The sequence below is a fragment of the Nocardia heshunensis genome (assembly GCF_054782115.1).
Genome location: NZ_BAAGTC010000004.1, coordinates 200,237 through 214,055, shown reverse-complemented (window position 1 = coordinate 214,055; position 13,819 = coordinate 200,237). Strand labels below are relative to the sequence as shown.

11 protein-coding genes are annotated in these 13,819 nt (G+C 68.3%); 4 read left to right on the top strand and 7 right to left on the bottom strand.

Going from position 1 to position 13,819, the window contains the following annotated elements; all coding sequences use genetic code 11:
• Positions 1–104 precede the first annotated feature (104 nt).
• Positions 105–1,505, top strand: a complete 1,401-nt coding sequence (locus ACYVN4_RS13610; RefSeq protein ID WP_460722627.1) for a 3-oxoacyl-ACP reductase — start codon at positions 105–107, stop codon at positions 1,503–1,505.
• A complete protein-coding gene (locus tag ACYVN4_RS13605; RefSeq protein WP_460720921.1) occupies positions 1,502–2,371 on the top strand; it encodes a MaoC family dehydratase in 870 nt (289 codons plus the stop codon). The genes ACYVN4_RS13610 and ACYVN4_RS13605 overlap by 4 nt, the downstream gene beginning before the upstream one ends.
• 114 nt (positions 2,372–2,485) lie before the next feature.
• Here the strand turns inward: ACYVN4_RS13605 and ACYVN4_RS13600 are convergent, their stop codons facing one another.
• The 5 genes from ACYVN4_RS13600 to gnd form a co-directional block, all read right to left on the bottom strand.
• Positions 2,486–4,093, bottom strand: a complete 1,608-nt coding sequence (locus ACYVN4_RS13600) for an FAD-dependent monooxygenase (RefSeq protein WP_460720919.1) — start codon at positions 4,091–4,093, stop codon at positions 2,486–2,488.
• 76 nt (positions 4,094–4,169) lie between these two features.
• Positions 4,170–5,630, bottom strand: coding sequence for a DUF5685 family protein (locus tag ACYVN4_RS13595; RefSeq protein WP_460720917.1), 1,461 nt, complete (start codon positions 5,628–5,630; stop codon positions 4,170–4,172).
• Between the two features lie 98 nt (positions 5,631–5,728).
• Positions 5,729–6,337, bottom strand: coding sequence for a TetR/AcrR family transcriptional regulator (locus tag ACYVN4_RS13590; protein ID WP_460720915.1), 609 nt, complete (start codon positions 6,335–6,337; stop codon positions 5,729–5,731).
• Positions 6,338–6,443: 106 nt separating this feature from the next.
• Positions 6,444–7,613: a glycoside hydrolase family 3 N-terminal domain-containing protein gene (locus ACYVN4_RS13585; RefSeq protein WP_460720913.1), complete on the bottom strand. Its 1,170-nt coding sequence runs from the start codon at positions 7,611–7,613 to the stop codon at positions 6,444–6,446.
• Positions 7,614–7,705: 92 nt separating this feature from the next.
• On the bottom strand, positions 7,706–8,734 hold the full coding sequence (gene gnd / locus ACYVN4_RS13580) for a phosphogluconate dehydrogenase (NAD(+)-dependent, decarboxylating) (RefSeq protein ID WP_460720911.1): 1,029 nt from the start codon (positions 8,732–8,734) through the stop codon (positions 7,706–7,708).
• Positions 8,735–8,964: 230 nt separating this feature from the next.
• Here gnd and ACYVN4_RS13575 point away from each other — a divergent pair, with 230 nt between their 5' ends.
• Complete coding sequence (locus ACYVN4_RS13575) at positions 8,965–10,668, top strand: VanW family protein (protein ID WP_460720909.1); 1,704 nt, start codon at positions 8,965–8,967, stop codon at positions 10,666–10,668.
• Here ACYVN4_RS13575 and ACYVN4_RS13570 read toward each other — a convergent pair.
• Positions 10,655–11,248: a TetR/AcrR family transcriptional regulator gene (locus ACYVN4_RS13570; RefSeq protein WP_460720906.1), complete on the bottom strand. Its 594-nt coding sequence runs from the start codon at positions 11,246–11,248 to the stop codon at positions 10,655–10,657. The genes ACYVN4_RS13575 and ACYVN4_RS13570 overlap by 14 nt on opposite strands.
• A gap of 91 nt (positions 11,249–11,339) precedes the next feature.
• Between ACYVN4_RS13570 and ACYVN4_RS13565 the strand changes: the two genes are divergently transcribed.
• Positions 11,340–11,912 carry an RBBP9/YdeN family alpha/beta hydrolase gene (locus ACYVN4_RS13565; RefSeq protein WP_460720904.1) on the top strand — a complete coding sequence of 191 codons (573 nt, stop codon included), beginning with the start codon at positions 11,340–11,342 and terminating at the stop codon, positions 11,910–11,912.
• Between the two features lie 68 nt (positions 11,913–11,980).
• On the opposite strand, the gene ACYVN4_RS13560 is transcribed toward ACYVN4_RS13565, so the two are convergent.
• A complete protein-coding gene (locus ACYVN4_RS13560; protein ID WP_460722625.1) occupies positions 11,981–13,735 on the bottom strand; it encodes an acyl-CoA dehydrogenase in 1,755 nt (584 codons plus the stop codon).
• Positions 13,736–13,819 lie beyond the last annotated feature (84 nt).

The following is a 13,819-nucleotide window of genomic DNA, read 5'->3' as shown; positions in this document are numbered from 1 at the left end:
CGCTATCCCGCGGGCAGCACGTCAGTCGGTTTACATTAAACTTACTCTGGAGTAAGTTCATTGTCGACACCGTACCCCGCAATGTGCGCAAGACCGCTCTTGAAATGTTGCCGTCGGCGGGGCGAGACCAAGGAGAAGGTAGAAACGTGGCTGCCAGCAAGAGCAAGGGCGCTCCCAACCTCTACGGATCTTTCGTTCACTCCGCCCCCGGCGCGTTCCTGGCTTCGAAGCTGGGCCTGCCGCAGCCGGAGTCGCTGCGCCGCTACAAGGCGGGCGAGCCCGCCCTCCCCGGGCCGGTGCTGCTGGGCGGTAAGGGCCGCGTCGCCGACGCCGTGCGGAACCTGTTGGGCGACTACACCTTCGTGGATGCCGTCACCCCGGGCGTGAAGTTCGGCGCGCTGGTGTTCGATGCCACCGGCCTGCGCACGATCGAAGATCTGCAGCAGCTGTTCGAGTTCTTCCAGCCCGCCATGCGCAGCCTCGCCGCGTCCGGTCGCGTGCTGGTCGTCGGCACCACCCCGGAGCTGGCCGGTTCGGTCGACGCTCAGATTGCCCAGCGCGCGCTCGAGGGGTTCACGCGCTCGGTCGGTAAGGAGCTGCTGCGCGGCGCCACCTCCAACCTGGTCTACCTGCACCCCGAAGCCGCCACGGCCGCAACGGGTCTGGAGTCCAGCCTGCGCTTCGTGCTGTCGGGCAAGTCGGCGTTCGTCGACGGTCAGGTCTTCCGGGTCGGCAAGGACGCCGCGACGGCTCCCGCTTCCTGGGATCGCCCGCTCGAGGGCAAGGTGGCCGTGGTCACCGGTGCCGCCCGCGGCATCGGCGCGACCATCGCCGAGGTCTTCGCCCGTGACGGCGCGACCGTGATCGTGGCCGACATCCCGGCCGCCGGTGAAGCGCTTTCGGAGACCGCGAACAAGGTCGGCGCGACCGCGCTCGCCCTGGACGTCACCTCCCCCGACGCCGCCGAGAAGCTGGCCGAATTCGCCACCGCGCGTTTCGGCGGCATCGACATCGTCGTGCACAACGCCGGTATCACCCGCGACAAGCTGCTCGCCAACATGGACGAGGGCCGCTGGAACTCGGTGCTGAACGTGAACCTGGCTGCGCCGCACCGCATCACCGAGGGCCTGGTCGCCCGGGGCGCGCTCAAGCAGGGTGGCCGCGTCATCGACGTGTCCTCCATCGCCGGTATCGCGGGCAACCGCGGCCAGACCAACTACGGCGCGTCCAAGGCCGGTGTCATCGGCATGGTGAACGCCGAGGCCCCGAAGCTGGCCGAGCACGGCATCACCATCAACGCGGTGGCCCCGGGCTTCATCGAGACCGCCATGACCGCCGCCATCCCGCTGGCGACCCGCGAGGGTGGACGCCTGCTGTCTTCGCTGCTGCAGGGCGGTCAGACCGTGGACGTCGCCGAGACCATCGCCTACTTCGCTTCCCCGGCCTCGAACGCGGTGTCCGGCAACATCATCCGCGTCTGCGGCCAGGCCCTGATCGGAGCATGATGTCGCAGACCATCAACCTCACCGAGGTGCCCAAGAACAGCGGCCTGTTCGTCAAGGCCGCGCTGGGCGCGTTGCCGGTACCGGGCCTGTCGGCCCGCAAGCCGGTGCTGCCGGACCGCACGGTCCGGCTCGAGGGCTTCAAGGTCGATCCCGATCACCTGGCCGCCTACTGCCGGGCCACCGGCCTGCGCTTCGATGACGCGCTGCCGCTGACCTATCCGTTCGTGCTCAGCTTCCCGCTGGCCATGCAACTGGTCGTCGCCCGCGACTTCCCGTTCGTGGCCGTCGGTGCGGTGCACGCGGAGAACGTCATCGAGCGCACCCGCGAGATCTCGGTGTCGGAGCCGCTGGACTTCGAGACCCACATCGAGAACCTGCGCGAGCACCCCAAGGGCCTGCTCGTGGACGCCGTCACCGAGGTCAGTGTGGGCCGGGAACTGGTGTGGCGTCAGGTCACCACCTTCCTGCACCAGCAGCGCACCTCGCTGTCGGGCGGGCCGAAGCCGGAGCCCAAGCCGGACGAGGTTCCGCCGCCGCCGCTCAAGGCGCTGCGCGTCGATCAGCAGATGATCAGCCGCTACGCCTCGGCGTCGGGTGACCACAACCCGATCCATACCTCGGGTCTGGGCGCCAAGGCCTTCGGATTCCCGAAGCCGATCGCGCACGGCATGTGGTCGGCGGCCACCGTGCTCGGCGCGCTCGAGGGCCGGATTCCCGGAAAGACCACCTACGCGGTCAAATTCGGCAAGCCGATCTTCCTGCCCTCCACGGTGAACCTCTACGCGGATCACGTGTCCGGTGGGTGGGACATCTCCTTGAAGAACCCGAAGAAGGGCTACCCGCACCTGACCGCTACGCTGCGCTGACAGTGACAAGCAGTCACCCGTAACTTCGGGCCGGACCGCCGCGAGGCGATCCGACCCGATGGGGGTGAAGAGCCGCACATTGTTCCACCCTCGGATGTCGCCACGCAGGGGTTTCTACATCCGGCCGGAACGGTGTGCGGCTCTTACCTTTTCACCCGTCAGCAGGGCCAGCGCCGCACCCAGCCAGGCCGGGGTCAAGCCCGAATCGGGTCCGGCGGCGAGGTGGTGATCGGGGCGGACCAGTAGCGCCTGCCCCGCGGCGAGGCCGGCGTGTTCGGCGCAGTCGCTCGCCGGTAGGGCGTGCACGGCCAGTTCGATGCCGGTTGCGCGCTGCGCCTGCGCGGCGGCTTCGCGCCAGGCTCCGGCCGGACCGGACACCAGCAGCGTGAAGCCGGGGCCGCACAGGTCCAGGGTGGAGGCGGTCCACCAGCCCGCGTCGATCCACCAGTGCGGCAGGCGAGTTCCGGTCTGCCCGCGCAGGGCGGGCACGTGCGGGGCCGGGTCCTCGGTGTCGAGGACGGCCGTCGAGCTGTAGCGGTAGCGGGTCATGATCGACGACATGTCGAGCTTGCGGGCCAGGTCGGCCGCATTGTCCGGGGTCGCGATGCCGTAGCGGGTCGGGAAATCGGTGCCCAGGCGGGCCTGCTCGACCGCGACGGACGCACGCGGGCGGCGTTCGGCCGCATAGGAATCCAGCAGATCCGGACCGGCTGTCCCGCGCAGCGTCGCCGCCAGCTTCCACACCAGATTGTGTGCGTCGGCGACCCCGGTATTGCCGCCGTAACCGCCCCACGGCGCATGCCGGTGTGCGGCATCGCCGACCAGGAAGACACGGTCGCGCCGATACTCGTCGGCCACGAAAGTGCCGGTGTCCCAGGCACTTCGGGCCAGGATGGTGACGTCGATGTCGTCCGCGCCGACCATGGTGCGGATGGCCGCCACGCAGCGCTCGTCCGACCGGTCACCCGGTGATTCGGCGGCCGGTTCGTATTCGATGTGGAAGGACCATTCGTCGGTGTTGTTCTTGGACAGCACCAGTCCGCGCACCTCGGGCCCGGTGATCTCGCACTGACTGAAGCCGCGACCGTCGAGGATCCCGGTGAGATCGACGCGGGCGAACACATTCAGATAGTGATGCGTCGGCGGCATCTCCGTGCCGGTGATGCCCAGCGCCCGCCGGATCGGACTGCTCGCACCGTCGGCCGCGATCAGATACTCCGCGCGCAACACCGACCGCGAACCCGAACCATCCCGCAGCACCGCCGTCACGCCATCGGCATCCTGCGCGAATTCCACCAGCTCCGTGCCGAATCGGAGGTCACCGCCGCCTTCCCGGGCCGCGTCGGCCAGCACCGGTTCCAGCAGATCCTGCGGCAGGAACACGAACTGCGACGGGCTGGGGTCCTGGTTCGTCATGGCCGCCCGCAGCCCCGACAGATCCAGCGACTCGGCCGATCGTACCGACTCTCCGGTCCACGCCCCGCCGAACTGCCCGGCCTTCAGCGCATTCCGCGCCGCCTCCAGAATCCGACCCTCCACCCCGGCCTGCCGGAAAATCTCGCCGGTCCGGATGTGCAACCCGCGCGAGCGCGGCAGCGTCGAAGCCCTTGCCCGCCGCTCCACCAGAACATAGGGAACACCGTGGTATTCGAGAAGCAGCGCCGCGGACAGCCCGACCAACCCGCCGCCGACCACCAGAACCGGAACTTGTGCCGTTGTCATGAACCCAGGTTGCGCACCCGTGCTTGCGCGTCACTTGCACCGCGATCACACGGCCCTGACCGGATCCACCCTCGCGTCAGCAACTGCAGTCGCAGCACCCGTCGCAGCAGCTCTCGCAACAACATTCACAGCCGCAGTTGCAGCCGCACTCGCAGCAGTCATCGCGGCACCCGCGGTCGAACCAGGGCCCTTTGTGATGGCCGCTGCACGGCCCGGTGTGCGATGCGCAGCAGGCATACCCGGTGCAGTACTGCGTGCAGATGATCCCCAGCCCCTCCAGCAGGCTCGGCCCCCGCGGCGGCGGTGGGGGCGGCGGCATACCCGGCCCGGGCGGCATCATGCCCGGCTGCGGGGTGAACGGCGCACCCGGCTGCCACGGCTGATACTGCGGGCCGGGACCGGGTCCCTGCGGCACGAATTGTGGTCCCGGTGCGGGCGGCGGGAACTGCGGGCCGGGTCCGGGCGGTGGCCACGGCTGTCCGGCGTGCGGTGCCAGGGCAGCCGCTCGGCCAGCCAGAACTCGGATTCGATCGAGCCGACCCGGCGTGGAAAGACCTGCGAGAGCACGGAATCGTGGCCGGGTGGCGGCGCCTCCCTCGAAGACGCCCGGACTCGTCTCGAGCAATTCGGTGACGGTGCTCGGCGCGTCGGTACGCGCGGTGCGACAGGCTCCGGCGGTGCAGGTGTGGGCAATGCCCGCTGCCCGGCCGAGTTTGCGGACCACGCCGCCGAGCGGGTCCAGCAGGATCCACCGGATGGTCGCGGTGCGGTCCAGGGCGACGCGGGTGAGGGCGGCGCGGAGGAGGGTGTTCGATTCGGCCACCAAGGCGTGCGCCTGTTCCGGACTGGTGCCGGTGGCGAGCAGCGGGTTGAAATGGCCCTGGGCGCGGTCGGATTCGAGATCTTCGAGGGCGTCGGCGAGGTGGGCGATGCGGCCGAAATGCCAACCGGCCTCGCGCAGCGCGTCGGCGTTCTCGGGGCGGTCGGCGAGGATCGCGGTGTGCGCGAACAGCTCCCCGGCGCAGAGCTGGGTCGGGCCGGTCAGTTCGTCGAGGGTGCTGGTGGGCGAATTCTCCAGTCGCAGCTGGGATTCGATGGCGGCGATGAGCGGCTCGACATCCAGGCCCAGCGGCGCGGCGGCGTCCCGGGCCCGGGCATGCCAGCGGGTGGAGACGCGGGTGAGGGGTCGACGCGCCATGCGATGGGCATCACCGTCCTCGACATGGTCGCGAATCTTGGCCGCGCCCAGCAGGAGTGAGGCCGTGGCGGCCAGCCGCACGCCGGGCGCGTCGGCCGCCACCACCGACGCCCGCCGCATCCCACGCAGCGGGCACGGCCCGGCGGCGCTGCGGGCGGACGGCAGTGCCTGCTGCGCCTCGGTGAGAATTTCCAGCACGATCGCATCGGTATTGGTTGCGGCGCGGGCCATTTGACCATGCCCATCCCGCAATCCCAGACAAAGCCCGCACAGGTGCGTCTGCCACGCCGACGGTTCGATGCCGTGGCGCGCCGCACTGTGCGCACACGGCTTGAGCAAGCCGAACAACTCTCGTCCCCGTTTCCCCGGCCGAATCCGGCCGTCCCACAATCTCGATCGTTGCGACTGTAGTTCAGGGAACGACGGGCAGCTTGCCCCTAAATCTGTTCGGCCTTCTTCTTGCTGCCGGACAGACCGCGCCAGGCCAGGTCGTCGAGCAGGTTCACGGCCTCGGCCATATCGACCGAGCCGCTGGCGACCCGGTCGGCGATGGCCTCGCCCGCGCCGATCACGGCCACCGACACCACCTCGAAATTGGTGCCCGGCTCGGCGTACTTGGCGCTGGATTCCAGCAGCTTGGCGGTGAGTTCGATGACCCGGTCGCGGCTGTTGGCGATCTCGGAGGCGAAGGGCTGCTGCCCCAGGGCCTGCCGGTAGAGGACCTGCCAGGACAGCCGGTTCTGGTCGACATAGGTCAGGAACGCCTCGAGCCCGGCGCGCAACTGCTCGTGCGGGGTGAGCTTGGGGTTGCCAGCCACCGAGACGGCCTCGATGAAGCGCATGGCCTCGCGGTGGATGCAGGCGCGGAAGAGCTCGTCCTTGGACCCGTAGTACAGGTACAGCATCGGTTTGGAGATCTTCGCCTCGGCGGCGATCGCATCCATGGAGGTGTCGTGATACCCCTTGCGCGAGAAGACCTCCACGGCGGCGTCGAGCATCTGCTGCTCGCGCACTGCGCGAGGAAGCCGTTTCGTTCCGCCAGCCATTCACACTCCTAGGACATATCGAAGCTCCTATCTTACTCCATGGTAAGTTCCGCGAGTGTGAATTGCCGTTGATTTGCTATGAATCAGCGGTCGAGCGGGCGGATTCTCAGCAGTGCGGCGCGGAGCCCTTGAACTTTGCCATGCGCAACACCGAGGCATCCACTTGGGCTCCCGACAGGCGGCCACTCTTGACCGCGTCCTCGAGCCGATCGAGCACCTTCGGAACGGCATCGGTGGTGATCCACAGGGCATTGTCGGCCCCCGCGATCAGGGCGGCTTCCACCGCGTCCTCGATGCTCATGCGCTTGGTGATGGCCGCCATGCCGCCCAGATCATCGGTGAAGATGACCCCGTCGAAGGGTGCTGCGCCGTAGCCGGTGCCCTGGCGCAACAACGCCATCGCCTGCGGGCTGATGCTGGCGGGCACATTCGGGGTGGTCAGCCCGGGCACGTCCAGGTGACCGACCATGACCGCGGCACCCGAATCCACCAGCTTGCGGAACGGCACCAGATCCTTGGTCTGCATCTGATCCAGCGGGGGCGTCTGCACCGCGCCGGTGTGCGAATCGCCCGAACCGGACCCGTGGCCCGGGAAGTGCTTCATGACGCTGCCCACCCCGGCATCGTTCATGGCCCGGATGAACGCCCCCGCGTACTGCACCACCACGTCCGGATCGTCGGAGAAGGAGCGGTCGCCGATCACCGCATCGTCGGGCTCGCTGCTGACGTCCACATCGGGGGCGAAGTCCACCGTCACGCCCAGCGCCTTCAGCTTCTTCGCGCGATCCAGGCTGAAGGTGTAGAACTCGTCCGGGCTCATGGTCTGCGCCACCACCCGCGCCGCGGGCGCGACCCCGATCAGGTCCTTGGCCCGCGAGACCCGCCCGCCCTCCTCGTCGATGGTCACCATCAGCGGTGTGCGCGAGGCCTTCTGGACCGCATCGAGCTGATGCTGCGCGAGCATGGCCTTGTCGGTCCAGCTGCCGACGAAGATGCCGCCGATCTGCTCGGTCTTCACCACATTCTCGGCGTCGGCCTCACCGGTGACGCCGACGGTCAACAGCTGGGCCAGCTTCTGACGCTGGGTGAACTGCGACAAATACCCCGCCGCGCAATCCTGTTGCCCGGGAGTCGTTGTCGGCGGCGTGGTGGTGCTGGTGCTGCTCGGCGTCGGCGTGCTGCTCGAGGCCGATTCGTTGGACGAGTTCGAGCCACTGGAACAGGCGGAGAGGGCGAGGGCGGTCACCGCGACGACGATCCCCGGAGCAAGGCGCATGCCCCCGACGGTAGCGCCCTGACGCCGATCTCTCGCCATCGACACCGAGTGCGCCACTGTATGTCCGGGGTTGTTGGCGGGGCGTGGCGAATTCAGCCCTGCGGCAATTCGTGGTGTCCGCCGAAGGCTTGCCGCATGGCGGAGAGCATTTTGTCGGCATAGAGCGATTCGCCGCGGGAGGCGAAGCGCTGGAACAGTGCCGCCGCCAGCACCGGGGCCGGGACGCCCTCGTCGATGGCCGCGTCCAGGGTCCAGCGACCCTCGCCGGAATCGGAGACCCGGCCGCCGAAGGAATCCAGGTTCGGGTCGGCGTACAGCTCGGCGGCGGTCAGATCCAGCAGCCAGGAGGCGACCACCGAACCGCGCCGCCACACCTCGGTGACCTCGGGGATGTCGATGTCGTAGCGGTAGAACTCGGGATGCTCGAGGGGTGTCACCTCGGCCGAATGCTCGGTGTCGGTCTGATTGCCGACATTCGCCTTGTGCAGGATGTTGAGACCCTCGGCGTAGGCGGCCATCGCGCCGTACTCGATGCCGTTGTGCACCATCTTCACGAAGTGGCCCGCGCCCGCCGGGCCGCAGTGCAGGTAGCCCTGCTCGGCGGGCGTGGGCTCGCCGGTGCGGCCGGGCGTGCGCGGCGCGGCATCCACACCGGGCGCGATGGAGCGCAGGAGCGGATCCAGATAACCGACCGTCTTGTCCTCGCCGCCGATCATCAAGCAGAAGCCCCGATCCAGCCCGAACACGCCACCCGAGGTGCCGATGTCGACGTAGTGAATGCCTTTGGGTCGCAATGCCTCCGCGCGTGCGATGTCCTCGTGGTAGCGGCTGTTGCCGCCATCGATGACGATGTCGCCCGGTTCCAGCAACTCGGCCAGGCTGTCGATGACCGCGCCCGTCGCACCCGCCGGGATCATGACCCACACCACCCGCGGGGCATCCAGCATGGCCACGAACTTGGGCAACTCGGTACTGCCCTGGAAGCTTTCGCCGAGTTCGGCGGCGAGCTGGTCGACATTCTCGACGCGGCGCTCGTAGCCCACCGCCGTATGCCCGTCGCGCACGATGCGGCGCACGATATTCGCGCCCATCCGGCCGAGTCCGATCATTCCGAGCTGCATAGGGGTGGCTCCTCGCGTCGTAGGTTGCCGGTCCGTCCCGATTGTCCCTGTCGAAGGTTGCGAATTTTTTTCCGATCGGATGGAACGGTGTGTAACGCCCTGGAACAGGTGTCGATAGAAGGGGTGGCTCCGTGCTGTTGCCAGACCCCCGACCCGGCAACCGCACGGAGCTCTTTTTCTGTCCCCGGCTATCGTTGCAGAAGATTTGCTGACAGCTGGGGAGGATGCCCGTGACCGGTGAAAGTCCTGGCGTACGCCAACTTCTGAACTCGACCGCGGCCCGCCGGGCCGGAATCGCCGCAGGTGTGCTGGTTGCCGCGGCCGGGATCGGATACGTGGTCGATCTGTCGCTCTCGTCGGGCAATGTGCCGCGCGGGGTGCAGGTTGCCGGGATCGAGATCGGTGGGCTGGATCGGGCGGCCGCGCGGACCCGGTTGCAGACGACGCTCGATCAGCGTGTGGCACAGCCGCTCACGGTGCGTACCGGTGATGAGCGGACCCAGTTGGTGCCGCGTGACGCCGGATTGAGTGTGGACTGGGACGGGACCTGGGCGCAGGTCGGCGAGCAGCCGAAGAACCCGTTCACGCGGCTGGCTTCGTTCTTCACCACCCGGAGCGTGGAACCGGCGGTCACCGTCGACGCCGGCGCCATGGATCGGGAGTTGACGGCGTTGCGGGCGCACGATCGGGAACCGGTCGAGGGTGGCGTGGTCTTCGAGGATGCGCGACCGGTCGCGGTGCAGCCGGTGCCGGGACGCGTGCTCGATGTCACGCGTGCCCGCGCCGCCTTGACCGAGCATTGGGCCGACGGCCCGGAACTGGTACTGCCGGTGGTGGACACGCAGCCGCACGTGCGTGCCGACGCGGTGGACCGCGCGTTGAAACAGGTCGCCGGACCGGCGGTCAGCGGCCCGTTCACCTTCACCGGCCAGGGCGGTGACGCCACCCTCGACCCCGCCCAGCTCGCGGGCGCGCTCTCCTTCCGCGCCAACGACCAAGGCGGACTCGACCTCTCGGCCAATGCCGAGGCCCTCACCGCGGCGCTCGCCCCGCAGCTGCAGCCCACCGAGGTGCCGCCCGCCGACGCGAGTTTCGATCTGTCCGGCTCCCGCGCGACCGTCCGCCCCGCCGTGGTCGGCACGCTCGTCGACTGGGGCAAGACCCTCGACGGGCTGCCCGCCGTGCTGACCGCATCCGGCAATCGTTCGAAAGCCGTGGTCTACCAGCAGGTTCAACCGAAGCTGAGTACCGACGACGCCAACAAGATGGGTGTCGAGCAGCCGGTCGGCTCGTTCACCACCGGCGGCTTCAGCGGACCCTCCGGCGTGAATATCCGCGTGATCGCCCGCAAGGTGAACGGCGCGGTCGTGAAGCCCGGAGAAACGTTCTCACTCAACGACTTCACCGGCCCACGCGGAACCGCCCAGGGCTACGTGGAATCCGGCATCATCAACAACGGCCGCCCCGCCACGGCCGTCGGCGGCGGCATCTCCCAGTTCGCCACCACCCTCTACAACGCCTCGTACTTCGCGGGCCTGGAGGACGCGGGCCACACCGAACACAGCTACTACATCTCGCGCTACCCGGCCGCCCGCGAGGCCACCGTCTTCGACGGCGCAATCGACCTGAAGTTCCGCAACAACACCCCTTACGGCGTGGTCATCGACGCCGTCGCCGACGACTCCACCATTACGGTCCGCCTGTGGAGCACCAAAACCGTTGAGGTCGAATCCATCACCGGCGACCGCACCAAACCGACCGAACCCAAAACCGTCACCCTCCCCAAGGGCAAGGACTGCATCCCCTCTTCCGGCGCACCGGGTTTCACCACCTCCGACACCCGCGTCATCCGAGATGCCAAGACCGGCAAGGAAATCTCCCGCCACACCCGAACCGTCAAGTACGACCCGGTCCCCGTCGTCACCTGTGAGTGAGCCCGGCGAGCAAACGGTCGACCTGGGCTCCGGCCTGTGCCGGATCGAGTGGGCGGTCGGTGAGCAGCCGGTACCAGAACACGCCGAAGAGCTGATCGGCCGCGTACTCGGCATCGATATCCGCTGACACCTGGCCGCGGTCCGCGGCCCGCGCCAGGAGTCCGATGATGACCGCCCGCCGCCCCGCGGCCCATTCCGTGAAGACCTCGGCGAAGGCCGGATCCAGCTGCGCTTCGGCCATCAGCCCGCGAAGTGCCCTGACCCGCACCGGATATGCGCCGACCGCGTAGAGCTGGGTGGTGAATTCCAGCAGATCGCCGCGGATCTCGCCGGTGTCGGGCACCGGCATGCGCTGCTCGACGGTCTGCTGATAGGCGTCCATCACCAACCGGGGCTTGGATTTCCACCACCGGTAGACGGTGCTCTTGGCGACCTCGGCGCGCTGCGCCACACCCTCCATGGTGATGCCCCGGTACCCGATTTCCTCGAGGAGTTCGGTGGTGGCGGTGAGGACCGCGTCGTGCGCGTCCTGGCTGCGCACCCGCCCACCGGTGCGGGCGGGTCGATCGGTGGTCGGCATGGGGCAACGGTAGCAGCGGTCTTGACGCGAATCGAATCGAAACGTAGCGTTTCGATTTGTCAGCCGAAGCACCCACCTGATGGAGACGGACTTGAGCACGATCGTCGTATCCCACGGCTACGCCATGGCGCCGGAGGCGCACTGGTACCCCTACCTGCGCTCGTCGCTGTCCGGCGACGACGTCCGCGTCCCGGCGCTGCCCGAGCCCGCGAATCCCGTTGCCGCCGACTGGCTCTCGGCCCTCCAGAAGGAACTGGTGGACGTCCCGGCCGGTGACACCGTCCTGGTCGGCCACAGCCTCGGCGGCGTGAATGTGCTGCGCCTGTTGGAGCAGCACGACACCGCGGCAGACGGGGCCTTCGCCGGGGTCGTCCTGGTCGCCTCCATGGCGGGCGAGGTCGGCTACGACGCCCTGGCCCCGTTCTTCGACGGCGGCTTCGACTGGGCGCGAATCCGGAACGCCGCCAAGTCCTTCCGCATCCTGCACGCCGCCGACGACCCGGTCACCGGTGCCGCGACCCCCGACCACATCATGCGCTTCGTGACCGAACTGGGAGCGACCGCCACGGTGACCCCTACGGGCGGCCACTTCCCGAGCACCGGCGAGACGGCTGTCAGCCTCCCGGAGGCGCTGCGCCTGGTCCGAGAAACCCTGGGGCGCTGACCAACCCCCACATACGACAGATGCGGCCCGGACAAAGTCCGGGCCGCATCTCTTTATTCGTCAGTGCGTCAGAACGCAGCCTCGTCCAGCTCCATGATGTCGTTGTCCAGGTTGGACAGGACGGTGCGGACGGAGGTCAGCTCCGGCAGGACGTTGCGGGCGAAGAACTGGGCGGTGGCGATCTTGCCCTGGTAGAACTTCTCGGTCGAACCGTTGTCCAGCGCGTTGATGGCGATCTCGGCCTGCGACAGCAGCAGCCAGCCGATGACCAGGTCGCCGACGGCCATCAGGAAGCGGACCGAACCCAGGCCGACCTTGTAGAGCTCCTTCGGGTCCTGCTGGGCGCCCATCAGGTGCCCGGTCAGGGTGGCGGCCATGCCCTGAACATCCTCGAGGGCGGTGGCGAGCAGCTTGCGCTCGGCCTTCAGGCGGCCGTTGCCACCCTCACGCTCGATGAACTTCTGGATCTGGCCGGCCACGTGGGCCAGCGCCACACCGCGGTCGCGGGCGATCTTGCGGAAGAAGAAGTCCTGCGCCTGAATCGCGGTGGTGCCCTCGTACAGCGAGTCGATCTTGGCGTCGCGGATGTACTGCTCGATCGGGTAGTCCTGCAGGAAGCCGGAGCCACCGAAGGTCTGCAGCGAATCGGTCAGGTACTGGTAGGCGCGCTCGGAGCCGACACCCTTGACGATCGGCAGCAGCAGGTCGTTGACGCGGAACGCGGTGTCCTTGTCGGCGCCCGAAACCAGCTCGGCCACATCGGCGTTCTGGTGCGCGGCGGTGTACAGGTACACGGCGCGCAGGCCCTCGGCGTACGCCTTCTGCATGGCCAGGCTGCGACGCACATCCGGGTGGTGGGTGATGGTGACGCGCGGGGCGGCCTTGTCGGTCATCTGGGTCAGGTCGGCACCCTGCACACGAGTCTTGGCGTACTCGAGGGCGTTCAGGTAGCCGGTCGACAGGGTGGCGATGGCCTTGGTGCCCACCATCATTCGAGCGTTCTCGATGACGTCGAACATCTGCGCGATGCCGTTGTGGACCTCGCCGACCAGCCAGCCCTTGGCGGGCACGCCGTGGCCGCCGAAGGTGACCTCACAGGTGGCCGAGACCTTGATGCCCATCTTGTGCTCGACGTTCGTCACGAAGACGCCGTTGCGCTCGCCGNCGCCCTCGGGGCGGGCCAGCACCAGGTGCATGATGTTCTCGAACAGGTCGTCGGAGTCACCCGAGGTGATGAAGCGCTTCACACCCTCGATGTGCCAGGTGCCGTCTTCCTGCTGTACCGCCTTGGTGCGACCCGCGCCGACGTCGGAGCCCGCGTCGGGCTCGGTCAGCACCATGGTGGCGCCCCAGTTGCGGTCGGCGATGATCTGAGCCCACTTCTTCTGCTCATCGGTGCCGTTGTTGTAGAAGACCTGCGCGAAACCCGCACCGGCGGCGTACATCTGGGCCGGCGGGTTGGCGCCGAGGATCATCTCGCCCAGGGCCCAGCCGATGACGGAGGGGGCGCCGAGGCCACCGAGCTCCTCGCGCACGGGCACCTTGGACCAGCCGCCGTCCTCGAGGGCGCGGTAGGACTTCTTGAAGGAGTCGGGGAGGGTGACCGTGTGGGTCTCCGGGTCGAAGGTCGGCGGGTTGCGGTCGCCGTCGACGAACGAATCCGCCAGCGGGCCCTCGGCCAGGCGACGAACCTCGTTCAGCATCTCCTTGACGGTGTCGGCGTCGAGGTCGCCGTAGGCGCCCGCGTCGAGCAGCTTCTGGATGCCGAGGAACTCGAAGAGGTTGAACTCGAGGTCGCGAACGTTGCTCTTGTAGTGACCCATGGTCGTACTCACTCTCCATTGAGATGGGTGCGGTTCGGTGGTGCCGTTCCCGCCCGTTAGGTCTCCACTCGGTAGACACCGTAA